The following is a 23333-nucleotide window of genomic DNA, read 5'->3' as shown; positions in this document are numbered from 1 at the left end:
GTCATCCGCCCAGAAAGCTCTTGCGGACATCCGGGTCAGCCAGCAAGGCGGCCCCGGTATCGGTGTAGCGGTTGCGCCCCTGCACCAGAACATAGCCCTTGTCGGCAATCTCCAGCGCCTGGCGCGCGTTCTGTTCGACCATCAGGATCGAAATGCCGGTGCGCGCCACTTCGATGATCCGGTCGAACAATTCATCCATCACGATCGGGCTGACCCCGGCCGTGGGTTCGTCCAGCATCAGTACGGTGGGTTTGGTCATCAGCGCGCGACCGACCGCCACCTGCTGACGCTGCCCGCCGGACAATTCCCCGGCGGCCTGATTGCGTTTTTCGTGCAGGATCGGAAACAGTTCGAACACCTGGTCCATGGTGCCGCGGAAATCATCGGTGCGGATGAACGCCCCCATTTCCAGGTTTTCCTGCACCGTCATCGACGTGAAGATGTTGTGGGTCTGCGGCACGAACCCCATGCCTAGATGCACCCGCTGCTGCGGGCTGAGATGGGTGATATCCTGTCCACCAAGGGTTACCTTGCCCTCGCGCAGGTTCAGCATCCCGAACACGGCCTTCATGGCAGTCGACTTGCCCGCGCCGTTGGGCCCGACGATCACCGCGATCTGGCCCTTGTCCACGGACAACGTGCACCCATGCAGAATATCGGCGGCCCCATAGCCGCCGGTCATGCTGTCGGCATTCAGGAAAGGTGTGCTCATGTGCTGGCCTCCGCCTGAACCTTGTTCTTCAGGCCGGTGCCCAGATAGGCCTCGATAACCTGTTCGTTGGCCTTGATCTCATCCAGCGTCCCCTCGGCCAGCACCTTGCCCTCGGCCATGCAGATCACCGGGTCGCAAAGGCGGCCGATGAAGTCCATGTCGTGCTCGATCACGCAGAAGGTATAGCCGCGTTCCTTGTTCAGGCGAATGATGGCGTCGCCGATGGTGTTCAGCAGGGTGCGGTTCACCCCGGCGCCAACTTCGTCCAGAAAGACGATGCGCGCATCCACCATCATGGTGCGGCCCAGCTCCAGCAGCTTTTTCTGCCCGCCCGACAGGTTGCCGGCCTTTTCCTCGGCCAGATGGTCGATGGTCAGGAACTCCAGCACCTCGTCGGCCTGCTTGCGCAGCGTGGCTTCTTCCTGCGCGATTGCGGCGCGCCGGAACCAGGCGTTCCAAAGGGTCTCACCGGCTTGGGCGCCGGGCACCACCATCAGGTTTTCACGCACGGTCATCGAACTGAACTCATGCGCGATCTGGAAGGTGCGCAGCACCCCCTTGTGAAACAATTCGTGCGGCGGCAGGCCGGTGATATCCTCGCCCGCCATGGTCACACGGCCCGACGTCGGTGGAAGAACACCGGCGATCACATTGAAAAGCGTGGATTTACCGGCGCCGTTTGGCCCGATCAATCCGGTGATCGACTTGTCCTGGATACGCAGGGACGCGCCGTCAACGGCCCGAAACCCTCCGAAATGCCTGTGCAGATTTTCGACTGCTATCATGGCGCGCCCTTGTTGGTTCTAGCTCTTTGGGGGCGGCGTATGGCATGGCGTCGCGTCGGACGCCATGCCAAATTTCCCTCAGCGGAAGCCGACCTCCGTGACCTTGCCGTCCTTGATCTCGATTTCACGGTAGACGCCAGCGGCTTCGCCCGGTTCGATCAGTTCCACGGCAGAGGCGCCGACATAGTCGATGTCGCCGCCATTCTTCAGGATTTCCAGACCCTTGGCCAGTTCACCCGGCAGGATCGGCTCGCCCGGAGCGTTGGCAACTTCCATGATCTTGGACTTGAAGTCCGCGCCCGCGGTCGAGCCCGCGGCCTGCATGGACAACAAGATCAAGGCCGCCGCATCATAGGCTTCCTTGGAATAAACCGAGGCACCGTCGACACCGGCGGCTGTCGCCATCTCTTCGTAAAGCGCGCCGCCGTCCGAGTTCGATCCCGGCGCCTGGCCGAAGGATCCTTCGATGGCATCGCCGAAGTTCTCTTCCAGCTTGTCGCTGACCATGCCGTCGGGCAGCACGAAGAGGTCAAAGGCACCGGTGTCGAGCGAGGCCTGGATCATGCCCGATCCGCCCTCGTCCACATAGCCGGCCACGACCAGCGCTTCACCGCCGGCGGAGGCCAGCGTGGCAACCTCGGCCGAATAGTCCGGCTTGCCGTCGTCATGCGGTGCGACGATGGTCACGGTGCCGCCTGCGGCTTCAAAGGCCTGGGCAAAGCTGTCGGCCAGCCCCTTGCCATAGTCGTTGTTGGTATAGGTCACGGCGACTTCCGAAATGCCGCGTTCAGTGATGATGTCGGCCATCACCACACCCTGGCGGGCATCGGAGGGCGCGGTGCGGAAGAACAATCCGTTGTCCTCTGCGGCACTCAGGCCGGGCGAAGACGCGGAGGGCGAGATCATCACCGTGCCATTGGGCATGGCCACGTTGCTGAGCACTGCGCCGGTCGCGCCCGAACACATCGCGCCCATGATCGCAGCCACCCCATCCGAGGTGATCAGCCGTTCGCCAGCCGCCGTGGCCGCAGCCGCGTCCACGCAGGTGGAATCGCCGCGCACCGGCGTGACCTTGGCGCCATCCATCAGCATGCCGCTCTCGCTCACTTCGGCAATCGCCAGTTCCGCGCCACCGGCCATCGGCCCGGCAAGCGATTCCAGCGGACCCGAGAAGCCCAGAAGAACACCGATCTTGATTTCTTCGCCGGCTGCAAAAGCGGACCCGGCAGTCAATGCCGTTACGGCGGTGGCCGTCAGCAGTTTTTTCATGTTTTTCTCCCGTGTTGGAGTCTTCGAACGTGAAGCCTACGACTCAGACGCTAGTCCGACCTTGCGGAAATGGGAAGTCTCCGCAACGGAAGCTTCCGTTGGGTCCTCACGGGAATGTTTGCGGTCATGCACCGCCAGGGGGGCTAGATTCCGGGTATGATCGCGCTTCGACATTCCTTCCGCCTTCTCGCCATAGTGACTTTGGGTCTCGGGTTGTCCCTCTCTGCGACCGCCCAAACGGTGGACAGTTCCGCCGGTCGCCTGACGATCACACCGATGGTCACTGGTCTCGACACGCCCTGGGCGCTTGGGTTCCTGCCCGGAGGCGGCCTGCTGATCACCGAACGCGACGGGCGCTTGTTGCACGTTCGCGAGGGCCGCGCGACGTCGGTGACGGGCCTTCCAAAGATCGCGACCCCGGGGCAGGGCGGCCTTCTGGACATCCTCGTGCCGCGCGATTTCGCCACCCGACGCGAGGTCTTCTTCACCTATGCCAAGCCCCAGCCGGGCGGCAGTGGCACGGCCCTGGGACGTGGGCGTCTGACGAAGGACGGCACGCGCCTGACAGAAGTGCAGCAGCTGTTCCAGATCGCGAAGGGAAGCTCCGGCGGCCGCCATTTCGGCGCGCGTCTGGTCGAGGCCCCCGATGGCACCCTTTTCATGACCATTGGCGATCGCGGCGACCGCGCCGCCGCACAGGATCTGTCGCGCCACAACGGCACCGTCCTGCGCCTGACCCGCGACGGGCAGGCCCCGGCGGACAATCCATTCACCGCCACCCCCGGCGCCCGGCCTGAAATCTGGTCCTATGGCCATCGCAACCCGCAGGGCGCGGCCCTGGATGCGCGCGGCCAGCTTTGGATCACCGAACATGGCGCCCGCGGCGGGGATGAGCTGAACCGCATTCGCAAGGGCGCCAACTATGGCTGGCCGGTGATCGCCTATGGCCGCCACTACTCGGGCGCAAAGATCGGCGAAGGCACCGCGAAACCGGGGATGGCGCAGCCCGCCCACTACTGGGATCCCTCCATCGCGCCGTCCGGGCTGGTGATCTATTCCGGCAAGCTCTGGCCGCAATGGCGTGGCGACATCTTCGCGGGCTCGCTGAAATTCGACATGATCAGCCGTATCGACGGCGAGACGCAGACCGAGGCCGAACGCCTATCGGCGCCGCAGACTGGCCGAGTCCGCGACATTCGCGAAGCGCCGGACGGCAGCCTCTGGTTCCTGTCGGAAAACGACGGCACCGCCTACCGCGTAACCCCTGCGCGGTGATCTCCGCTTTTTCTTGTCACAAATACTCCCGCCGGAGGCGGATCAGTCTTCCTGCGCCGCCTGTGCCCCGCGTTCGCGGTAGGGCGTTGTCTCATATTGCGCGCGGTAGCATTTGGAAAAATGCGAGGGCGAGGTGAATCCGCAGGCCAGCGCCACATTGATGACACTCATGTCGGTCTGCATCAGCAGGTTGCGCGCCTTCTGAAGCCGCAACTCCATGTAGTACCGCTTGGGCGAGCGGTTCAGATACCGCCGGAACAGCCGTTCCAGCTGCCGCGTCGACAGGCCCACGTCACGGGCCAGGATCGACGGGCTGATCGGTTCCTCGATGTTCTGCTCCATCTCCTGTATCACCGCCGCCAGCTTGGGATGACGCACGCCGATCCGGGTCGGGATCGACAACCGCTGGGTGTCCTGATCGGTGCGGATCGAGGAATAGATCAGCATGTCCGCCACGTTCGATGCAATATCGTTGCCGGCGGTGTTGGCCACCAGCTTTAGCATCAGGTCGATGGCGGCAGTGCCCCCGGCACAGGTGTAGCGGTTGCCATCCATCACGAAGACCGACTTGGTCAGATCCACGTCCAGAAAATCCTCGGCGAAACTGTCGTGGTTTTCCCAGTGGATCGTGGCCTTGCGCCCGTCCAGCAAGCCAGCCTTGGCCATGGCGTGGGCGCCGGTACACAGGCCGGCCACGGTGCATCCACGTCGCGACTCGCGCCGCAACCAGTTCAGCAGGCGTTTGGTGGTGGCCTCCTGGATGTCCAGCCCGCCGCAGAGCAGGATGACATCTTCCCGCCGCAACTCCTCCAACCCGCCATCCAGGGAAAAGCTGGTGCCCGCCGAACAGGTGGCGGTCTGCGCATCCTCGCCGACAAGCGACCAGGAGAACACCGCACGCCCCGCCGTCCGATTGGCCAGACGCAGGGCTTCGATCGCCGCGGCAAAAGCCAGCAGACTGAATTTCGGCAAAAGAACAAAGACGAAGCGCCGCGTCTCGGTGGGCGGTAGGGCTGATGTCATCGGGCGGTCCTGGGCGGTCGTGGTGTCGTATAGAAGCCCGGTTTGGAAGGCCGGGTCCAGAGGAAGCTTGAATATTCCGCCCCGGCGCCCCGTGACAGCCGCAATCAGTCGCTGCAAGCATGTTTTCATTTCCAATGTGAGCGGCTATAGGCAAGGCCGGCTCAAACAACGCGGGCCAGATATAGCGGAGGCTCCCATGACCAACTCATGGATGAAATCAGACTGGAGAACGAAGCCCCGGGTGCAGATGCCGGATTATACCGACGCAGATGCGCTTGCAGCCGTTGAAAGCCAGCTTTCAAGCTATCCGCCGCTGGTCTTTGCCGGCGAAGTGCGCACGCTGAAGTCCGAACTGGCCAAGGTCGCACGCGGCGAGGCCTTCCTGTTGCAGGGCGGCGACTGCGCCGAAAGCTTTGGCGAGTTCAGCGCGGATTCGATCCGTGACACCTTCAAGGTGATGCTGCAGATGGCGATGGTGCTGACCTGGGGCGCCAAGGTGCCGGTGGTCAAGATCGGCCGTATGGCCGGGCAGTTCGCCAAGCCGCGCTCGGCGGCGACGGAAACCATCGGTGGTGTGGAACTGCCATCCTACCGTGGCGACATCATCAACGACATCGACTTCACCCCGGAAGCACGCATTCCCGATCCGCGGCGGATGTTGCAGGCCTACACCCAGGCCGCGGCCTCGCTGAACCTGCTGCGCGCCTTCAGCCAGGGCGGCTATGCGGACATGCACCAGGTGCACGCCTGGACGCTGGGTTTCACCGACAAGGCCGAGATCGACCGCTACAGCGAGATGGCCAACGGCATCTCGGATGCGCTGGACTTCATCAACGCCGCCGGCGTGTCATCGGAAGTGGCGCCGACCCTGCACACGGTGGATTTCTACACCAGCCATGAAGCGCTGCTGCTGGAATACGAAGAAGCCTTGTGCCGGATCGATTCCACCTCCGGCAAGCCGGTGGCGGGTTCGGGACATCTGCTGTGGATCGGCGACCGCACCCGTCAGCCCGATGGCGCGCATGTGGAATTCTGCCGCGGCGTACAAAACCCCATCGGTCTGAAATGCGGGCCCACCACCACCGTTGAAGATCTCAAGGTGCTGATGGAGAAGCTGAACCCCAATAACGAAGCCGGACGTCTGACCCTGATCGCCCGCTTCGGCGCGGGCAGCGTGGGCGAGCATCTGCCGCGACTGATCAAGACCGTGCAGGAGGAAGGCGCCAACGTGGTCTGGTCGTGCGACCCGATGCACGGCAACACCATCAAGTCGGCGACCGGTTACAAGACCCGGCCCTTCGACAGCGTGCTGCGCGAAGTGCGCGAATTCTTCGCCATCCACAAGGCCGAGGGCACCCATCCCGGCGGCGTGCATTTCGAAATGACCGGCAAGGACGTGACCGAATGCACCGGCGGCGTGCGCGACGTGACCGAGGATGACCTGTCCTCGCGCTATCACACCGCTTGCGATCCGCGCCTGAATGCCTCGCAATCGCTGGAACTGGCGTTCCTTGTGGCCGAAGAACTCTCGACCTCTGGCGGGTCCGGAGCGGCTGCCGCGCTCTGACCCTTAGCCATCGTGACACAAGAAAGGCGGGCCCCTCGGGTCCGCCTTTTTTCGGTGTCGGGCGTGGTCAGATCGGATCAATCGTCCCGATTGTGCACAAGCCGCAGATGCCGGGCGCCGTCCGGTCCGTCGCCCGCCGTGTCCTTTGCCGCGTCGTTTTTCGCGGGGTGCGGTGATGCGAAGGGCGCCTGACGTTCCTGCATCGCCGGGGCTGGTTCGTCGCTGGCAGCCTGGCGGTATTCCGGCACCTCAACATCGCTGTCCGACAGACGCTCCAGGTCGACCGAGGCGATGCCGAACCGATGTGGCGGTTTTCCGGTAATCCTCTGTGACACCAGACATCCCAGCGCACGACTGATGTCGCCCAGATCACTGCGCAGGGGCAGAAGCACCATCTCGGCCTCGGCCTTCGAGGCGCCGACAGGGGCGCTGCCGGTCAGCCGGATACGGGCGCGGGCCGGGGCTTCGAACACATGCTCCAGCGCATCGCTGATCTGGTCGCGGGCTTTCGGGGCGATGAAGGCGGTGACGGGCATGCCGCGCACTTCCATGCCCATCAGATCGTTCAGATGCATCCCGGCCAGCCGGAACCGGGCCACGCCGGGGGCAATACGCTCAAGGATGAAGGCATGTTCCAGCGCGCGATCAATGCCGCGCGGGTCAACCTCGGACCGCAACGGGGTCAGACGATCACCGCGAAGGGCTTCCCAATAGGCTTCGATCTGTGCCAGCGCCGGATGTTTCATGTCAGCGGTGCCTATTCCAAACGGCACGACATTTGTCATGTTTGTGCCGAAGTCGCTTTCCCCATGCATATCACAGTCCCCTGACCTTGCAGACTCGTTTTGCCCACCCCGCTGCGAGGTCGATTTCCTGCCGGGGGCGGGGGATATTTGACACAGATTTCACTCAATGTGTTGTTCAATTTGACGCGCTGGTTAATTTATTGGGATTACCGTCCGGCGCGGGGGCCAACTCCGTTTGCCTGTGTCACCCGGCACCGGGACGTGCAGGGCGCTTGCGCGGGCTTGACCCCACAGGCTATTCCGCGTCATTTGCCGCACGACTTGTCCAGCCAGAAGGGTTCCCATGTCCCAGCGTCGCGGTTTGCTGATCATCCTGTCATCGCCTTCGGGCGCGGGGAAATCCACCCTGGCAAAGCGCCTGCGCGCCTGGGATCCCGAGATCGGCTTTTCGGTCTCGGCCACCACCCGCGCCCCACGTCCGGGCGAGGCACACGGGCGGGAATATTTCTTCCACAGCCACGACCAGTTCCGCGGCATGGTGGCCGAGGGCGAGCTTCTGGAACATGCCGAGGTGTTCGGAAATTTCTATGGCACCCCGAAATCGCCGGTTGTGGCCGCGCTGGAAACGGGCCGGGACATCCTTCTCGACATCGACTGGCAGGGCGGACAGCAGGTGCGCAATTCGCTGCGGGCCGAGGACGTGGTGTCGATCTTCGTGCTGCCGCCCTCCATCGCCGAGCTGGAGCGCCGGTTGAACAGCCGCGGTCAGGACAGTGACGAGGTGATCGCGGGCCGCATGAAGCGGTCGCGTGACGAAATCAGCCATTGGGCCGAATACGACTATGTGCTGGTGAACGAGGATATCGACATCGCCGAAGCCGAAGTGCAGGCCATCGTGACGGCCGAACGGCTGAAGCGCATCCGGCGGCCTGGCCTGACAGCCTTCGTGCGCGGGCTCAACACGGAATTCGAGGAGCGGCTATGACCCTGTATGCATTGAACGGTGAAACCCCGGTGCTGCCCGAGGATGGCGATGTCTGGGTCGCCCCGACGGCCAATGTGATCGGAAAGGTGCGGCTGGACAGCGGCAGTTCGGTCTGGTTCGGCTGCACCCTGCGCGGCGACAACGAGTTGATCCACGTCGGACCGGGCAGCAACATCCAGGAAAACTGCGTGCTGCACACCGACATGGGCTATCCCCTGACCATCGGGCGCAATTGCACGGTGGGCCACAAGGCGATGCTGCATGGCTGCACCATCGGCGACAACAGCCTGATCGGCATGGGCGCCACGGTGCTGAATGGTGCGAAAATCGGGCGCAACTGCCTGATCGGCGCCGGGGCACTGGTGACCGAGGGCAAGGAGATTCCCGACGGATCGCTGGTAATGGGGGTGCCGGCCAAGGTCGTGCGCGACCTGACGGAGGACGCCATTGCCGGACTGACCCGCTCGGCCGAAGGCTATCAAGCCAACATGCGCCGCTTCCGCGACGGGCTGGACCCGCTGGCCCAGTGACCCGCCCCTGACGGCAGGCAACACCACGCAGGAGACGGCCATGGCGCGATCCCCGCAGGATGCAGAGACGTTTCGGCCCATACAGGCCGGCAACCTTGCGGTGACCGATGTATCGGCGCTGCTCAACGGCGTGCCGCTGCCGCTGATCCTTGTGGGGCAGGACGAACGCATCGTCGCCCTGAACCCGCGCGCCGAAAAGCTGCTGGGACGCAACATGGTCGGGCGGCACTTTCTGACGGTGCTGCGGCATCCGGATGTGACCGACGCCATCGCCGGCACGTTTCAGGAGGCCCGCCCACATCACGCGCGCTTCGTGCACAAGGATCTGGCCACCGAAACGGTCTATCGCGTCACCTGCACGCCGATCGAAAGCACCCCGGTGTCGGCAGTGCTGACCAGCCTTGAGGACGTGACCTCGATCGAAACCGCCAGCCAGATGCGCCGCGACTTCGTTGCCAATGTCAGCCATGAATTGCGCACGCCGCTGACCGCCCTTGTGGGGTTCATCGAAACCCTGCGCGGTCCGGCCCGGGACGATGCGGCCGCACGCGACCGGTTTCTGGAAATCATGGCGCGCGAGGCGGAGCGCATGAACCGGCTGGTGGACGACCTGCTGTCGCTGTCGCGGGTCGAATCCGAGGAACGGGTGCGGCCCACCGAGTTGCAGTCTCTGCCGGACATTGTGGATTCGGTTTGCCTGAGCCTGCGCCCCCTGGCCGAAGCCGCCGGGGTGGTCTTCGATATCGGTGCGGCACCAGACCTGCCACAGGTGCGCGGCGATGCGGACCAGTTGCGGCAGGTGTTCACCAACCTGATCGAGAACGCCATCAAGTACGGCGGCGCGGGCGGGGTGATTCATATCCAGTACGAACTGGTGGCCCGCGATCCGAATCTCGGCTCTGCCGCGGTGGCTGTGACCGTGGCCGACGAGGGGCCGGGGATCGACACCATCCACCTGCACCGGTTGACCGAGCGGTTCTACCGCGCCGACGATCACCGGGCGCAATCGGCGGGCGGCACCGGGTTGGGGCTGGCCATCGTCAAGCACATCATGAACCGCCATCGCGGTCACCTGAAGATCGACAGCACCCCGGGCAAGGGCAGCCGGTTTCGGATCAGCCTGCCGGTTCGGGGCAAATGACCCAAGGTCACGGATAAGCCCCGGCGTTTGTCATAAAACAGTTACCGAACCGTCACAAAAGCTCGACCCGGATGGCATACGCCCCGCGTCAGGGAGATCCTTGTGGAAGGGTCGCCTGGCGAATATTCAATCAGGAGCAATCCATGACCTTCGTGAAACTGACCGCCTCGGCGCTGGCGATCGCTGCCGTTTCCGCCACTGCCGCAGCCGCCCGTGACCAGATCCAGGTTGCCGGGTCGTCCACCGTTCTGCCCTATGCCTCGATCGTGGCAGAAGCCTTTGGTGAAAACTTCGACTTCCCGACCCCGGTCGTGGAATCGGGCGGCTCCTCGGCCGGTCTGAAGAAATTCTGCGAAGGCATCGGCGACAACACCATCGACATCGCCAATTCGTCGCGCAAGATCCGTGAAAACGAAGTCAAGGCCTGCGCCGATGCCGGTGTGACCGAGATCATGGAAATCCGTTTCGGCTATGACGGCATTGTCTTTGCCTCGGCCATCGACGGCAATGCCTTCGCGTTCACCCCTGAAGACTGGTACAAGGCGCTGTCTGCCGAGATCGTGGTTGACGGCGCGGTCGTCGCCAACCCCTACACCATGTGGAACGAGGTGAACCCGGATCTGCCGGCCCAGAAGATCGCGGCCTTCATTCCCGGCACCAAGCACGGGACCCGCGAAGTCTTTGAAGACAAGGTGATCCTGGCGGGCTGCGAGGAAACCGGCGACTTCGAGGCGTTCAAGGCGGCCGCCGGCGGCGACAAGAAAGCCGCCGAGAAATCCTGCATCGCGATCCGCACCGACGGCGTGTCGGTCGATATCGACGGCGACTACACCGAGACGCTGGCGCGCATCGATTCGAACCCCGAAGGCATCGGCGTGTTCGGCCTGTCGTTCTACGAGAACAACACCGCCAAGCTGCAGGTTGCCACCATGTCCGGCGTCGTCCCCTCGACCGAATCCATCGCCTCGGGCGACTACCCGGTGTCGCGCCCGCTGTATTTCTACGTGAAGAAACAGCACATCGGCACGATCCCCGGCCTGATGGAATATGCCGAATTCTTCCTGATGGACGACGTGGCCGGCCCCGATGGCCCGCTGGCGGAATACGGTCTGGTGTCCGATCCGGACCTGGCCGACACCCAGACCGCCATCGCTGCGGAAGAGACCATCGCAACCGGCTCGTAACCGGACGCAAACCCGAACACCGGGGGGATCGGTTCGCGCCAGCGCCGCTCCCCTTGTTGATCCTGACAGTTTTGGTGGAATGAATGCCCGGAACCTGGCTTTTTCTGATCCTCGTCACCCTGTCGGTGCTGGGATACATCATGGGTCACCGAAAGGCGGTTTCCGTCTCAGGTGGCAGCAACCGGGTGATGCATTCGCTGCTGCCCTATCATGGCTGGAACGTCGGGCTTGCGACCTTTCTGGCCGGGCTGTTCGTCATGGTCGTCGCCGCCCTGGGCCGCGCGCTGATGGGCGTCGCGGATGGCAACAACATCGCGCTGTCGGTGCTGACCCTGGCCGGCGCCTGCGCTGCCTTCTATGTGACCCATGCCCGGATCGAGCGCGGCTACCGCGCCCGCGACGGGGTCGAAAAGATGATCCGCGTCATCCTGATCCTGGCTTCTTCCATCGCCATCCTGACCACCATCGGCCTGGTGTTGTCGATGCTGTTCGAGGCCCGCAATTTCTTTGGTCAGTACCCCTGGACACGGTTCTTCTTCGGTACCAACTGGGCCCCGAATTTTCGCGGTGACAGCGATCTGGGGATGCTGCCGCTGCTCTGGGGCACGCTCTATGTCTCGTTCATCGCGCTGATGGTGGCAGTACCCGTGGGCTTGTTCGCGGCCATCTACCTGGCGGAATACGCCGGACCGAAACTGCGCGCCGTGGCCAAGCCGCTGCTGGAGGTTCTGGCCGGCATCCCGACCATCGTCTACGGACTGTTTGCCCTGATCACCGTCGGCCCGATCCTGCGCGATGTTTTCGCGATCCCGATGGGACTGGGCGAAAGCGCCTCGTCGGTGGCCACCGCCGGGCTTGTCATGGGCATCATGTTGATCCCCTTCGTATCATCGCTGTCCGACGACATCATCAACGCGGTGCCGCAGGCGATGCGCGACGGCTCGTTCGGGCTGGGCGCCACCAAGTCGGAAACCATCAAGAAGGTGGTGATTCCGGCGGCCCTGCCGGGCATCGTCGGGGCGATCCTGCTGGCAGCCTCGCGCGCCATCGGAGAGACCATGATCGTGGTGATGGGGGCAGGGGCCGCCGCCCGGCTGTCGCTGAACCCGTTCGAGGCCATGACCACGGTCACCGTAAAGATCGTCAGCCAGTTGACCGGGGATACCGATTTCGCTTCGCCCGAAACGCTGGTGGCCTTTGCCCTGGGGATCACGCTTTTCGTCATCACGCTCGGGCTGAACGTGCTCGCGCTCATTATCGTCCGCACCTATCGGGAACAGTACGAATGACCGATGTGACCGCAGCGCCCGCATCTCCGGCGCGCAAGACGACCTCGCTGTATGAGGTCAGCGCCCGCACCCGCCGCCGCAATGCCGCCGAGAAACGCTTTCGCTTCTACGGTCTCAGCGCCGTGCTTCTGGGGCTGATGGCGCTGATCGTGCTGCTAAGTTCGATCCTCAGCCAGGGGATGCCGGCCTTCCGCCAGACCTATGTGGTCATGGATGTGGAATTGCGCGCCGACAAGCTGGACAAGAACGGCAACCGCGATCCGGCAGATATGGCCAAATTGACCACCTTTGCCGTGGCACCGCTGATCAAGCAGGCCACCCAGACCGTCGCCACCGAACTGGGAAGCGACATTGAAGGGCTGACCGACAAGATGGTCGGCGCGATGATCTCGAAAGAGGCGCCGGGACAGCTTCTGCGCTTCGTGCGCGCCAACCCCGAGCTGATCGGCACCACCCAAAGCTTCGAGTTTCTCGCCAATGGCCGCATCGACGGCTATTTCAAGGGCCGCGTCACCCACGAATCTGCCGAAATGGACAACAACATTTCGGTTCAGCAGCTGGATCTGGCCGACGCCATGGTGGCCGAAGGCATGATGGAAACCCGCTTCAACTGGGCCTTCCTGACCGCGCCGGATGCCTCGGACCAGCGGCCCGAAGCGGCGGGGCTGGGCGTTGCGATCCTCGGCTCGCTCTACATGATGATGGTGGTGCTGTGCCTGGCCTTGCCCATCGGCGTGGCGTCGTCGATCTATCTTGAAGAATTCGCGCCACAGAACTGGCTGACCGACATCATCGAGGTCAACATCTCGAACCTGGCTGCCGTGCCGTCCATCGTCTTCGGCATCCTCGGGCTGGCGATCTTCATCAACTTCGCACATCTGCCGCAATCGGCGCCCATCGTGGGCGGACTGGTGCTGACGCTGATGACCCTGCCGACGATCATCATCTCGACCCGCGCCGCACTGAAATCGGTGCCGCCGTCGATTGCCGATGCCGCCCTTGGCCTGGGTGCCTCGAAAATGCAGACGGTGTTTCACCACATCCTGCCGCTGGCGATGCCGGGCATCCTGACCGGCGCCATCATCGGGCTGGCGCAGGCCCTGGGCGAAACCGCGCCGCTGCTGCTGATCGGCATGGTGGCTTTCGTGCGCGAATATCCCGCGGCCCCGCCCGAAGGTCTGTTCGATCCCGCCACGGCCCTGCCGGTCCAGGTGTACAACTGGACCCAAAGGTCCGACCCCGCCTTCTTTGAACGCGCGTCTGGCGCCATCATCGTGCTGCTGGTGTTCCTCGTGCTCATGAACACATTGGCCATCATCCTGCGCCGCCGGTTTGAACGCCGCTGGTAATTGGAGTACCGACAAATGAACGACATGAGAATTGTGGAGCGCGACGTGGACACGAAAGCGATCAAGTTCGACTGCGAGAACGTGCAGGTCTATTACGGCGACAATCACGCGATCAAGGATGTGAACGTGCGGATCGAATCCAACACGGTCACTGCCTTCATCGGCCCGTCGGGCTGTGGCAAATCCACCTTCCTGCGCTGCCTGAACCGGATGAACGACACCATCGACATCTGCCGGGTCGAGGGCAAGCTGTCGCTGGATGGCGAGAACATCTACGACCGCAAGGTCGACCCGGTGCAACTGCGCGCCAAGGTCGGCATGGTGTTTCAGAAACCCAACCCGTTCCCCAAGTCGATCTATGACAACATCGCCTATGGCCCGCGCATCCACGGCCTGGTGGACAGCAAGGCCGATCTGGACATGGTGGTCGAGAGATCCCTGCGACGAGGCGCCATCTGGGACGAGGTCAAGGATCGTCTGCATGCGCCGGGCACCGGCCTGTCGGGCGGCCAGCAGCAGCGCCTGTGCATCGCGCGCGCCGTGGCGACCGAGCCCGAGGTTCTGTTGATGGACGAACCCTGCTCGGCACTGGACCCGATTGCCACCGCACAGGTGGAGGAACTGATCGAAGAGTTGCGCACCAATTTCTCGGTGATCATCGTTACCCACTCGATGCAACAGGCCGCGCGTGTCAGCCAGCGCACCGCGTTTTTCCACTTGGGCGAACTTGTGGAATTCGGCAAGACAGGGGACATTTTCACCAACCCGAAAGACCCGCGCACCGAAAGCTACATCACCGGCCGTATCGGATAAGGACAACTGTCGTGATCGAAGAACATATCAGCTCGGTCTATGACCGGGAACTCGAAGCCGTTCAGGCCCATATCATGAAAATGGGCGGACTGGTGGAAACCGCCATCCTGGACGCCGCCACCTCGCTGGAAAATCGCGACGAGGAGCTGGCCGCCGCGGTGCGCCGGCAGGACCTGCAGATTGACGAGTTGGAACAGCGCATCAACACCGAAGCGGCCCGGCTGATCGCCCTGCGCGCCCCGGCGGCGGGCGATCTGCGCACGGTGCTGACCGTGATGAAGATCAGCGGCAATCTGGAACGCATGGGCGACTATGCCAAGAACATCGCCAAGCGGACCTCGGTGCTGGCGCAGATGACGCCGATCGAGGGCGCGACCTCGGACCTGCGGCGCATGGCACAGGCGGTGGAACTGATGCTGAAGGATGCGCTGGACAGCTATATCCATCGTGATGTGGATCTGGCGCAGGACGTGCGCGTGCGCGACGGCGACGTGGATCAGATGTACAATGCCATGTTCCGCCAGTTCCTGACTTACATGATGGAAGATCCGCGCCACATCACCGGCTGCATGCATCTGCATTTCATCGCCAAGAACATCGAACGCATGGGTGACCATGTGACCTCGATCGCCGATCAGGTCATCTATCTTGTGTCCGGCGAAGTGCCGACAGAGGTGCGCCCCAAGGCCGATCACACCGCCTTTATCACTACGCCGACGGAGGGATAGGTGGTTGCCTCTGTCAAACCCATGGTGCTGATCGTCGAGGACGAACCGGCGCAGCGGGAAATCCTCGCCTACAATCTCGAATCCGAAGGCTATGCCGTGGCACGGGCCGAGAACGGGGAAGAGGCGCTGATGCTGGTGAAAGAGCAGGCGCCGGATCTGATCGTGCTGGACTGGATGCTGCCCAATGTCTCGGGCATCGAGGTCTGCCGCCAGCTCAAGACCCGGCCCGAAACCCGAGGCGTGCCGATCATCATGCTGTCGGCGCGGTCCGAAGAGGTGGATCGCGTGCGCGGTCTGGAAACCGGGGCCGATGACTATGTGGTCAAACCCTATTCGGTGATCGAGTTGATGGCGCGCGTCCGTTCGCAACTGCGGCGCACCCGGCCCGCGACCGTTGGCGAGGTGCTGGAGTTCGAGGACATCACGCTGGACGCGGAAAGCCACAAGGTGTTTCGCGATGGCCATCCGCTGAAGCTGGGACCGACCGAATTTCGCCTGCTATCCACCTTCATGGAAAAACCTGGCCGGGTCTGGAGCCGCGAACAGCTTCTGGATCGTGTCTGGGGGCGGGATATCTATGTCGACACCCGCACGGTGGATGTACACATCGGCCGCCTGCGTAAGGCGCTGTGCCAGTTCGGCGGCGGCGATCCGGTGCGCACGGTGCGCGGCGCGGGCTACGCCCTGGGCTGAGACGCCCCACACCGCGACAGGAAAAAGCCCTCCGGCGCACAACGCGCCGGAGGGCTTTTTGATGGGATAGCCCCGAAGGGGGTGACCTTAGTAGTCAAGCTCGAAGCGGAAGCCCAGGGCGGTGTTGCCCTTGCGGTCAAAGCCGCCGCGGGCCGTCAGCTTGTCGTTGATTTCATAGTTCAACTCCAGCTCGGTATTGCCATCTGAGCCGACGGTGACGTCGGTGTAGATCTTGTCGGTAAGGTACTTGCCCGCCGTCACCTCGGTCCTGCCTTCTTCGTCCGTCGACACGTTCAGATCATCGACCCCGATGCCATCGCGAATGCGGCCAAAGACGCCGCCGCTGCCACCTGTCAGCGTATTGATGGCGCCGATCAGCTGGGCCAGTTCCAGCGGTGTCAGGTCCTGCACCGGCTTGCCGAAGAACAGTTGCGCCAGCACCTCGTCCTCGGGCAGTTCCGGCTCGGAGGTGAAGGACAGTTCGGGATCCGAAGCCGGCCCCACGATCTGGATCTTGGCGTTGATGTCGCCGTTGTCCGAAGTTGCGATCATGCGGATGTCTGGGTCGAGATCGCCTTGCAGCGAGATATCGACCGCTTCAAAATCCAGTTGCTGGGCCAGAAGCGACATGCGCCCGCGGATCAGTTTCAGGCTGCCGTTGGGTTCGACCGACGCAGTGGTGCCGCCGATCTGAATCTCTCCGCCCACTTCGGCATCGATACCGCGCCCGCGCACGAAGATCTGGTTCGGCGCCGAGATGCGGATATCGAGCGGGTAGGCGACGCCACCGCCGCCATTGCCGTCGTCCTCTTCCTCGACCAGACCGGCCCGGATGCGGGTTTGCAGCGACTTGGCGCCTTCGCCGACGTGCTGGATGTCCGGGATCGACCCGGCGCCGCTCAGACCGCCCGGAATGCGCAGCACGCTGCGCCCGACATTGATCACGCCGCTGATCGCCGCGCCCCCGGCCAGCGGACCGTTGACGTCGATCTCGCCGTTCAGGTTGAGATCATACAGCGTCGGATCTTCCAGATGGATCTGGCTGAGCCGCGCGGTGATCTCGGCGGGCAGGCCATCGCCCAGCCCGATGGGCCCGGTCACCGTGATGCGGCCCCCCGACGACAGGTTGGTGCCCACATCCAGATTGGCGGTGCTGTTGGCCAGACCAAGCTGGACGGCAATGTCGTTCAGCGTCAGGCGCGTGGCCGGATCGGTCAGACGTGCGCCGGCCACCGTGACGGTCCCGTTGACCGCATCCAGTCCGGGTTGGCCTTGGACCTTCAGGTCAAAGCGGGCCAGCCCGTCGATGGTGCGCGGCAGCAGGAACACGTTGGCCAGCCCCAGCGGGATCGCACCCACGGCTTCCAGATCCATGGTGCCATCGGCGCGGATCACATCGCCCGTGACCGTCGCGGTCGATCCGCCCGGACCATCCATCTTGCCGTCCACGCCCCAGCCGCCGCCAGCCCCGGTTGCGGTGGCCACGATGTTGAGCGGACCGTTGAAGCTGGGCGTCAGAACACCCACGTCCTTCAATCCGGCGGTCAGGTTGATGGTGGTGATATCGTTCACCATGTTGCCGTCGGCATTCAGGTTCAGTTGCGCCGCGTCCAGCTTGACCGTGTCCAGTACCAGCCCGTCCTCGTCGCGGCGGGCGCGGGCAATCAGGGTGGTTTCACCGGCAACCAGTTGGTCGACCTGCGGCTGTCCGATGCCCAGGTTCTGCGCGCGCGCATTGGCGTCGACGTTGAAGAACCCGGTGTCCAGCGCATAGGCCGCGGTGCCGCGTGCAGAGACGCTGCCGGTCAGGTCCTGCCCCGACAGGGCCGCGAAGCGGCTGAGCGGGCCCGAGACCAGATCGAAGGTGCTGTCCACCGTCATCGCCTCGCCGGCCAGATCGGTGACCTTGACCTCGGCCGTGGCATTGACCTCGCCCGAGCGCAACGCGAAGCCCGACAGGTTCAGCAGGCCGCCGTCGGCGACCCAGTCGACCTTGGCTTTCAGATCCGCGCCGTCGGCCAGAACTTTCGAGATTTCGGGATCCTGCGCGCTGACCCCCTTCAGGGCCGCCACCAGATCCGAGGTCGCGCCGGTCACCGTGCTGCCGTCGCGCGACAGGGCGCCATCGGCGGTCAGGGACAGATCCTGCAATTCCATGACACCGGCCTGGGCGAAGTCCTCGACCGCGAGGGTCACGGCATACTGGTCACCGGTGTCCGCGTCATAGCTGACATCCAGATCGGCCCGGCCCAGCGAGATTTCCTGCCCCGGCACCGGCAGGTCCACCGGAACGCCGTTGCCCGAGCCGACCCGGCCGGTCAATTTCACATGCTGCGGCCAGAAATCCGGCGCGATATGGGCGGTGCCGGCCAGATCCAGACGCTCGCCGCTGATCGACAGGTTGTCCAGCGAGATGCCGTCGGCACCGCGCGCGGCCTCCACCTTCAGATCCACCAGTCCGGCCAGCAGATCGTTGCTGTCATAGGTGCCCACAACGATATCGCGGGTCTGGCCGTCCAGCGTGACAGTGCCTTCGCCGGTCACGGTGTTGAACTCGGCCGTCAGCCCGGTGTCGATGGCACCGGACAGATCCTCGCCCACAAGGGCCGAGAACCGGTCCAGATCGCCGACCGCGGCGTCGAGCTGTGCCGAAATTTGCGGGCGGCTTTCCGACAGACCGGCCACATCGGCCTGACCCTGCGCGGTGATGTCGCCGGCGGAGACAAGGAAGTCGCGCAGCGTCAGAAGCCCGTCGATATCCCAGTCGATCAGCGCGCCGAGGGTGAAGTCATCGCCCGTCGCCTGCCACAGCGCATGATCGGTGGTCGAGAACCCCGACACTTCCGCGTCAACCCGCGCCTGCACCTCGTCCACTGTGGTCGGCGCGGATTTCGTCAACTGGCCCGCGGCCTGCAGCGCCACGCGATCCAGCAGATAGCCCTGCGCCTGCATGAAGCCAGTGCCGACCAGATCCAGCGAAAAGGTATCGCCAGCGGCCTCGTCATAGGTGATCTCAAGATCGGCGTTGTCGACCAGAACCGGCGGGCCGGGCAGGGGCAGCACCACCGGCAGGCCGATCTCGGTGCCCAGATTGGCCTTCAGATCGGCGGTCACCGGCAGGTATTCGGGCGACAGGTCAACCTCGCCGGTCAGGCGCAGGCCGCGCGTGTTCAGGTCCAGATCCTCGATATCCAGCCCGACGGCTTCGCCCTGACGGGCGGAGAGTTTCAGCGTGATCTCATCGCCAAAGAAGTCGCGATATTCGGGCAGGAACAAGTCGGCGACATCACCGCCCACATCCGCCGTGATCAGCCGGTCGGGCGTGGGGCTGTCGCCTGCAACTTCGCGCAGACCGATGTCGCCGGCCAGGCGCACGATGTCATCGGTGCGCAATTCCAGTACCGCCTGAAAGTCGCTGATCGGGGCATCGCCCTTCAGCGTCAGTTCCAACGGCGGCGTGCCGGGAATACCGGCCAGCGTGGTGATCAGACCGTCGTCAGCCTCGGACACGTCGAGATCGACATAGAGACGCCGGGATTCGTTCTCGAAACCGCCGGCGACGCGGATCGAGGCCTCTTGCCCGTCGATCCGGAAGATCGCCAGTTCAAGCGCGCCTTCGCCTTCCTGCAACCGGGCATTGCCGGTGACCGACAGATCGACCTGCTGGCCCAGCACCGGCTCGCCGATGCGCACACCGCCGACCGACAGTTGTTTCACATCGACCGACACCGGCAGCTCGGGCAGAGCGAACGGCTCGGGCTGGGCATCGGGATCGGCGGCCAGTTCGGGCGGCTGTTCGGGGCCAGGCAGGGGCGGACGCACGAAATCGACGGTGCCGATGGTCAGCGCGTTGACTTCAAGCCGCCGCCGCACCAGCGCCAGGCGGCGCCAGTCCAGCACGATGTCGCGCACGGTCAGGAACACGCCGTCATCGTCGGACATCTCGATCAGGCCGATGCGGGCTTCGGAACTGAGCAGCCCCTCAAGCCCGCGCACCTGCACCGTGCGGCCTTCGCCGCCAAGCGCGTTCTGGATCAGGTTTTCCAGAAAGCTGGCATCGTCGTTGGTGCCGTCGTCCTGTGCCAGCGCCATGGGCGCGGTGGACGCTACGGCTGCCAGAATGATCGGGGGAAGTATGCGCCGAGTTGTCATCAGAATGCCTGTCCCACGCCGATATAAAGAGCGACCGAAGAGAATTCCTTCACCTGACCAGTATAGGGCGTGGCCAGATCGACCCGCAACGGACCGATCGGCGTGGCATAGCGCACGCCGATGCCCACACCCGACTGGCTGTCCCCGGCGTCGGTGGGGTAGCTGTCCGGTCCGACAAAGCCATAGTCGATGAAGCCCACAACGCCGATGGACGCGGTGACCTTGACGCGCGCCTCGGCCGAGAGACCCACGAAGCTGCGGCCACCCGATTGTTCGCTGGCGCCCACATCGACCCCGAGGCTTTTGTATTTCTGACCGCGCACCGTATCGGCGCCGCCCGAGAAGAACAGGAAATCCGGCGGCGTCTGATCCAGGTCCGAGCCAACGACCGTGCCTAGCAACAGCCGCCCGGCCATGACGAACGAATTGGATTCTCCGAAGCCATGGTAGGTGCGCGCGTCAAGCGAAGCGACCATGCCGCTTTGGCTGTCACTCAGGCCCAGGTACGGTGTGGCCAGCGTATCCAGATAGAAGCCCCTTGTCGCATCGCCGGGATCATCGCGTTTGTCCCATTCAAGGCGCGCGGGCAGGATCGCGTGGTAGAATTCGCGATCCCCGAACACATCCACCGAATGCGAATAGCGCAGACCGCCGGCAACCTGGCCAAAGAGATCTTCGTTGAAATAACGCGTGACACCGACGCCGAAGCTGAAGGCTTTTTCGGAGTAATCCGGATCGTTGGTGTCTTCATAGGTCGCAAAGGCGAAGGCGTCGTTGTCGTGACCGAAAGAGCCGGGCCGTGTCAGGCGGAACGACGCGGTGTAGTCGATCCCCCCCGCGTCGCTGAGCTTGTCACTGCCGATATTGGCCGCCTCGGCATCGATCCGCAGACGTTCGGCCCCGCCGAACAGATTGCGGTGGATCCAGTAGCCGCCGACCGTGAACCCATCAAGTGTATCGTATTCGGCCAACAGCCCGAACCTGCGTGGTTTTTCCTCGATCAGCGTCATCTGGTAGTCCAGCGTGCCATCGGGATTGGGCGTTTCGGCCTCGCGGACCGACACCGTGCTGAAGGTGCCGGTGCGGCGGACACGGTTGACCGCGTCGCGCAATTCGTCCGGGTTGTAAACTTCGCCCTCTGGAAAGCCCATGATCTGGCGCACGCGCTTGTTGCTGACGTTCCGTTCGCCGGTGATGCTCAGCGTGCCGAAGTGAAGAAGCGGGCCGGGGGCCAGAACGACCTCGGCATTCAACTGGCGCTTGGGGTGATTGGCGATGATCGTCTGATCCTTGACGGTGGCCTTGGCGTGGCCATCCACCTTCCATTCCTGAACCCCGGCCCGGGCGGCAGACACCACCAGATCGGCCTGAGCGACAGCCCCCGGCACAAAGCCCTCGACGATCGGATTGGCGGTTGCGGTGGAAGGGCGGGGTCCGACCTTGGTCTTGCCGAAGGTGAACTGCGGACCGGCCTCGACCGCGATGGTCACATTATCGATGGACTGGGGCAGCGTGAAAGGATCGATATCCGCCGCTTCGCGTCCGTCGATCTTCACCGACACCGAAGGCCCAAAGTAGCCTTCGCCGTACATGACACTGACCATGCGGGAGTAATCCGACCGCGCGCTGCCGAAAATCACCGCGGCGTCGCTTTCTTCCTGTTCCAGCGCCTGCGAGGTCAATGCCACCGACTTGAGCCGCTCTTCGATGGCCTCGCGCTTGTCCTCGTCGGCAATTCCGCTGACGGTCACCGTGACACTGTCGAACGCAAGGGCAGGGACGGCCACAATGGCCATTGTCAAGGTGTTCACAACAAGTCGGCGCATGACAATTCCTTGGTCAACAGGCGGTATTCCCCCGTTAGTGAAGTGGATTCGTAGGGCTGTAAACCGCCGACTTGGACCCCGTACGATTTCCCTTGAAAAAGATGTATCCCGGTCTCACCCGGAAAAAACATTTTGACCTTTCCATGGGCTGGCGCGATGTCAGGGATCAGTCAGGCAAGGAGAACCAGCATGTCACGCGTCGCGTTTCTAGGTCTTGGAGTCATGGGGTTTCCCATGGCCGGACATCTTCAGCAAGCAGGCCATCAGGTCACCGTCTATAACCGCACCGCCGCCAAGGCCGCAGCCTGGGCAGAGCAGTACGGAGGCACCGCTGCCGACACACCCCGGGCTGCCGCCGCGGAAGCCGAAATCGTGTTCTGTTGCGTGGGCAACGACGACGATCTCAGATCGGTGGTTCTGGGCGACGACGGCGCCTATGCGGGGATGCGCGAAGGCAGCCTGTTCGTGGATCACACCACGGCGTCGGCCGCCGTCGCCCGCGAACTGGCAGCCGTTGGCGCGGACAAGGGCATCGGCTTTGTCGACGCGCCGGTGTCGGGTGGCCAGGCTGGTGCCGAAGGCGGCCAACTGGCGATCATGTGCGGCGGCAGCCAATCGGATTTCGACCGCGCGCAGGTCGTGATGTCGGCCTACGCGAAAGCCACCGAACTGTTTGGCGAGGTCGGCGCCGGTCAACTGACAAAGATGGTCAACCAGGTCTGCATCGCCGGGATCGTCCAGGGCATCTCGGAGGGGCTGTTCATGGCGAGCGAGGCCGGTCTGGATGCCAAGAAAGTCGCCAAGCTGGTGGCGCAAGGCGCCGGTGGCTCGTGGCAGTTGGCCAACCGCGCGGACACCATGGTCGACGGAGCGTTCGACTTCGGCTTCGCGGTGGACTGGATGCGCAAGGATCTAGGGATTGCTTTGGCACAGGCCAAGGACATGGGCGTCAGCCTGCCGGTTGCGGCGCTGGTGGACCAGTTCTACGGCGATGTGCAATCGCTGGGCGGCGGTCGCTGGGACACGTCGAGCCTGATCCAGCGGTTGCGCGTTCTGAAGGGCCAGGACATCTGACAGCCATCACGGCTGTGCGGGATCCGGAAACGGGTCTCGCAGGGCGCCATCGTCGGCCCCCAAGATGTGAGCTCACGGTGAAGTGCAGTTCCTGATATGTCGTTTTACTCCAGCCGGTTCTGTAACTCCATCAGCTCGCTTTGAAACACCTCAGCGGGCGTTCGGTAGCCGAGGCACTTGCGCGGCGTGGAA

The 23333-nt window shown here is 63.7% G+C and carries 19 protein-coding genes; 12 read left to right on the top strand and 7 right to left on the bottom strand.

Going from position 1 to position 23333, the window contains the following annotated elements:
- Position 1: 1 nt before the first annotated feature.
- From ACP15K_RS02105 to ACP15K_RS02095, 3 genes are all read right to left on the bottom strand, one after another.
- Complete coding sequence (locus tag ACP15K_RS02105; RefSeq protein ID WP_193142097.1) at positions 2–712, bottom strand: ABC transporter ATP-binding protein; 711 nt, start codon at positions 710–712, stop codon at positions 2–4.
- Positions 709–1497 carry an ABC transporter ATP-binding protein gene (locus ACP15K_RS02100; protein ID WP_424989672.1) on the bottom strand — a complete coding sequence of 263 codons (789 nt, stop codon included), beginning with the start codon at positions 1495–1497 and terminating at the stop codon, positions 709–711. Before ACP15K_RS02100 ends, ACP15K_RS02105 begins: the two co-directional genes overlap by 4 nt.
- A 78-nt stretch (positions 1498–1575) precedes the next feature.
- Positions 1576–2766: an ABC transporter substrate-binding protein gene (locus tag ACP15K_RS02095; protein ID WP_193142092.1), complete on the bottom strand. Its 1191-nt coding sequence runs from the start codon at positions 2764–2766 to the stop codon at positions 1576–1578.
- A 156-nt stretch (positions 2767–2922) separates the two neighbouring features.
- On the opposite strand from ACP15K_RS02095, the gene ACP15K_RS02090 reads away from it, so the two are divergent.
- Positions 2923–4041, top strand: coding sequence for a PQQ-dependent sugar dehydrogenase (locus tag ACP15K_RS02090; protein ID WP_424989671.1), 1119 nt, complete (start codon positions 2923–2925; stop codon positions 4039–4041).
- 42 nt (positions 4042–4083) lie between these two features.
- On the opposite strand, the gene ACP15K_RS02085 is transcribed toward ACP15K_RS02090, so the two are convergent.
- A complete protein-coding gene (locus tag ACP15K_RS02085; protein WP_424989670.1) occupies positions 4084–5064 on the bottom strand; it encodes a GlxA family transcriptional regulator in 981 nt (326 codons plus the stop codon).
- Between the two features lie 196 nt (positions 5065–5260).
- On the opposite strand from ACP15K_RS02085, the gene ACP15K_RS02080 reads away from it, so the two are divergent.
- Positions 5261–6631: a class II 3-deoxy-7-phosphoheptulonate synthase gene (locus ACP15K_RS02080; protein ID WP_193142089.1), complete on the top strand. Its 1371-nt coding sequence runs from the start codon at positions 5261–5263 to the stop codon at positions 6629–6631.
- A 77-nt stretch (positions 6632–6708) separates the two neighbouring features.
- Here the strand turns inward: ACP15K_RS02080 and ACP15K_RS02075 are convergent, their stop codons facing one another.
- The gene (locus ACP15K_RS02075; protein ID WP_424989669.1) at positions 6709–7404 is read right to left on the bottom strand and encodes a PAS domain-containing protein; all 696 of its coding nucleotides are present in this window, start codon (positions 7402–7404) and stop codon (positions 6709–6711) included.
- Between the two features lie 316 nt (positions 7405–7720).
- Here ACP15K_RS02075 and gmk point away from each other — a divergent pair, with 316 nt between their 5' ends.
- From gmk to phoB, 9 genes are all read left to right on the top strand, one after another.
- Positions 7721–8362 (top strand): guanylate kinase, encoded by a 642-nt coding sequence (gmk, locus tag ACP15K_RS02070; protein WP_193142088.1) that lies wholly within the window; start codon positions 7721–7723, stop codon positions 8360–8362.
- Complete coding sequence (locus ACP15K_RS02065) at positions 8359–8892, top strand: gamma carbonic anhydrase family protein (RefSeq protein ID WP_424989668.1); 534 nt, start codon at positions 8359–8361, stop codon at positions 8890–8892. Before gmk ends, ACP15K_RS02065 begins: the two co-directional genes overlap by 4 nt.
- Before the next feature lie 40 nt (positions 8893–8932).
- Positions 8933–10033 carry a sensor histidine kinase gene (locus ACP15K_RS02060; protein ID WP_424989667.1) on the top strand — a complete coding sequence of 367 codons (1101 nt, stop codon included), beginning with the start codon at positions 8933–8935 and terminating at the stop codon, positions 10031–10033.
- Between the two features lie 143 nt (positions 10034–10176).
- Positions 10177–11217: a PstS family phosphate ABC transporter substrate-binding protein gene (locus tag ACP15K_RS02055; RefSeq protein WP_424989666.1), complete on the top strand. Its 1041-nt coding sequence runs from the start codon at positions 10177–10179 to the stop codon at positions 11215–11217.
- Between the two features lie 83 nt (positions 11218–11300).
- A complete protein-coding gene (gene pstC / locus ACP15K_RS02050) occupies positions 11301–12506 on the top strand; it encodes a phosphate ABC transporter permease subunit PstC (protein WP_193142082.1) in 1206 nt (401 codons plus the stop codon).
- Positions 12503–13855, top strand: coding sequence for a phosphate ABC transporter permease PstA (gene pstA / locus ACP15K_RS02045; RefSeq protein WP_193142080.1), 1353 nt, complete (start codon positions 12503–12505; stop codon positions 13853–13855). The genes pstC and pstA overlap by 4 nt, the downstream gene beginning before the upstream one ends.
- 15 nt (positions 13856–13870) lie before the next feature.
- Positions 13871–14668, top strand: coding sequence for a phosphate ABC transporter ATP-binding protein PstB (gene pstB, locus ACP15K_RS02040; protein ID WP_424989665.1), 798 nt, complete (start codon positions 13871–13873; stop codon positions 14666–14668).
- Positions 14669–14679: 11 nt separating this feature from the next.
- Positions 14680–15396 (top strand): phosphate signaling complex protein PhoU, encoded by a 717-nt coding sequence (phoU, locus tag ACP15K_RS02035; protein ID WP_193142076.1) that lies wholly within the window; start codon positions 14680–14682, stop codon positions 15394–15396.
- 21 nt (positions 15397–15417) lie between these two features.
- Positions 15418–16089 carry a phosphate regulon transcriptional regulator PhoB gene (gene phoB, locus ACP15K_RS02030; RefSeq protein ID WP_193142324.1) on the top strand — a complete coding sequence of 224 codons (672 nt, stop codon included), beginning with the start codon at positions 15418–15420 and terminating at the stop codon, positions 16087–16089.
- An 87-nt stretch (positions 16090–16176) separates the two neighbouring features.
- Here the strand turns inward: phoB and ACP15K_RS02025 are convergent, their stop codons facing one another.
- Positions 16177–20241 carry a translocation/assembly module TamB domain-containing protein gene (locus tag ACP15K_RS02025; protein WP_193142074.1) on the bottom strand — a complete coding sequence of 1355 codons (4065 nt, stop codon included), beginning with the start codon at positions 20239–20241 and terminating at the stop codon, positions 16177–16179.
- On the bottom strand, positions 20241–22067 hold the full coding sequence (locus ACP15K_RS02020) for an autotransporter assembly complex protein TamA (RefSeq protein WP_193142066.1): 1827 nt from the start codon (positions 22065–22067) through the stop codon (positions 20241–20243). Before ACP15K_RS02020 ends, ACP15K_RS02025 begins: the two co-directional genes overlap by 1 nt.
- 189 nt (positions 22068–22256) lie before the next feature.
- Between ACP15K_RS02020 and ACP15K_RS02015 the strand changes: the two genes are divergently transcribed.
- Positions 22257–23141: an NAD(P)-dependent oxidoreductase gene (locus ACP15K_RS02015; RefSeq protein ID WP_424989664.1), complete on the top strand. Its 885-nt coding sequence runs from the start codon at positions 22257–22259 to the stop codon at positions 23139–23141.
- The last annotated feature ends 192 nt before the right edge of the window (positions 23142–23333 follow it).

Source organism: Fluviibacterium sp. S390 (genome assembly GCF_049800695.1).
In the GTDB taxonomy this organism is placed as follows: Bacteria; Pseudomonadota; Alphaproteobacteria; order Rhodobacterales; family Rhodobacteraceae; genus Meridianimarinicoccus.
Note: the sequence above shows the minus strand (reverse complement) of the source record. Positions and strands in the feature narration are given on the sequence as shown.

What these genes read in the sequence shown, in the direction of transcription:
- ACP15K_RS02090 (WP_424989671.1), top strand. Translation starts at nt 2,923, where the DNA reads ATGATCGCGCTTCGACATTCCTTCCGCCTTCTCGCCATAGTGACTTTG.
- ACP15K_RS02095 (WP_193142092.1), bottom strand. Translation starts at nt 2,766, where the DNA reads ATGAAAAAACTGCTGACGGCCACCGCCGTAACGGCATTGACTGCCGGG.
- ACP15K_RS02080 (WP_193142089.1), top strand. Translation starts at nt 5,261, where the DNA reads ATGACCAACTCATGGATGAAATCAGACTGGAGAACGAAGCCCCGGGTG.
- pstB (WP_424989665.1), top strand. Translation starts at nt 13,871, where the DNA reads ATGAACGACATGAGAATTGTGGAGCGCGACGTGGACACGAAAGCGATC.
- ACP15K_RS02020 (WP_193142066.1), bottom strand. Translation starts at nt 22,067, where the DNA reads ATGCGCCGACTTGTTGTGAACACCTTGACAATGGCCATTGTGGCCGTC.
- pstC (WP_193142082.1), top strand. Translation starts at nt 11,301, where the DNA reads ATGCCCGGAACCTGGCTTTTTCTGATCCTCGTCACCCTGTCGGTGCTG.
- ACP15K_RS02105 (WP_193142097.1), bottom strand. Translation starts at nt 712, where the DNA reads ATGAGCACACCTTTCCTGAATGCCGACAGCATGACCGGCGGCTATGGG.
- ACP15K_RS02060 (WP_424989667.1), top strand. Translation starts at nt 8,933, where the DNA reads ATGGCGCGATCCCCGCAGGATGCAGAGACGTTTCGGCCCATACAGGCC.
- ACP15K_RS02055 (WP_424989666.1), top strand. Translation starts at nt 10,177, where the DNA reads ATGACCTTCGTGAAACTGACCGCCTCGGCGCTGGCGATCGCTGCCGTT.
- ACP15K_RS02065 (WP_424989668.1), top strand. Translation starts at nt 8,359, where the DNA reads ATGACCCTGTATGCATTGAACGGTGAAACCCCGGTGCTGCCCGAGGAT.
- ACP15K_RS02085 (WP_424989670.1), bottom strand. Translation starts at nt 5,064, where the DNA reads ATGACATCAGCCCTACCGCCCACCGAGACGCGGCGCTTCGTCTTTGTT.
- phoB (WP_193142324.1), top strand. Translation starts at nt 15,418, where the DNA reads ATGGTGCTGATCGTCGAGGACGAACCGGCGCAGCGGGAAATCCTCGCC.
- ACP15K_RS02025 (WP_193142074.1), bottom strand. Translation starts at nt 20,241, where the DNA reads ATGACAACTCGGCGCATACTTCCCCCGATCATTCTGGCAGCCGTAGCG.
- gmk (WP_193142088.1), top strand. Translation starts at nt 7,721, where the DNA reads ATGTCCCAGCGTCGCGGTTTGCTGATCATCCTGTCATCGCCTTCGGGC.
- ACP15K_RS02100 (WP_424989672.1), bottom strand. Translation starts at nt 1,497, where the DNA reads ATGATAGCAGTCGAAAATCTGCACAGGCATTTCGGAGGGTTTCGGGCC.
- pstA (WP_193142080.1), top strand. Translation starts at nt 12,503, where the DNA reads ATGACCGATGTGACCGCAGCGCCCGCATCTCCGGCGCGCAAGACGACC.
- ACP15K_RS02015 (WP_424989664.1), top strand. Translation starts at nt 22,257, where the DNA reads ATGTCACGCGTCGCGTTTCTAGGTCTTGGAGTCATGGGGTTTCCCATG.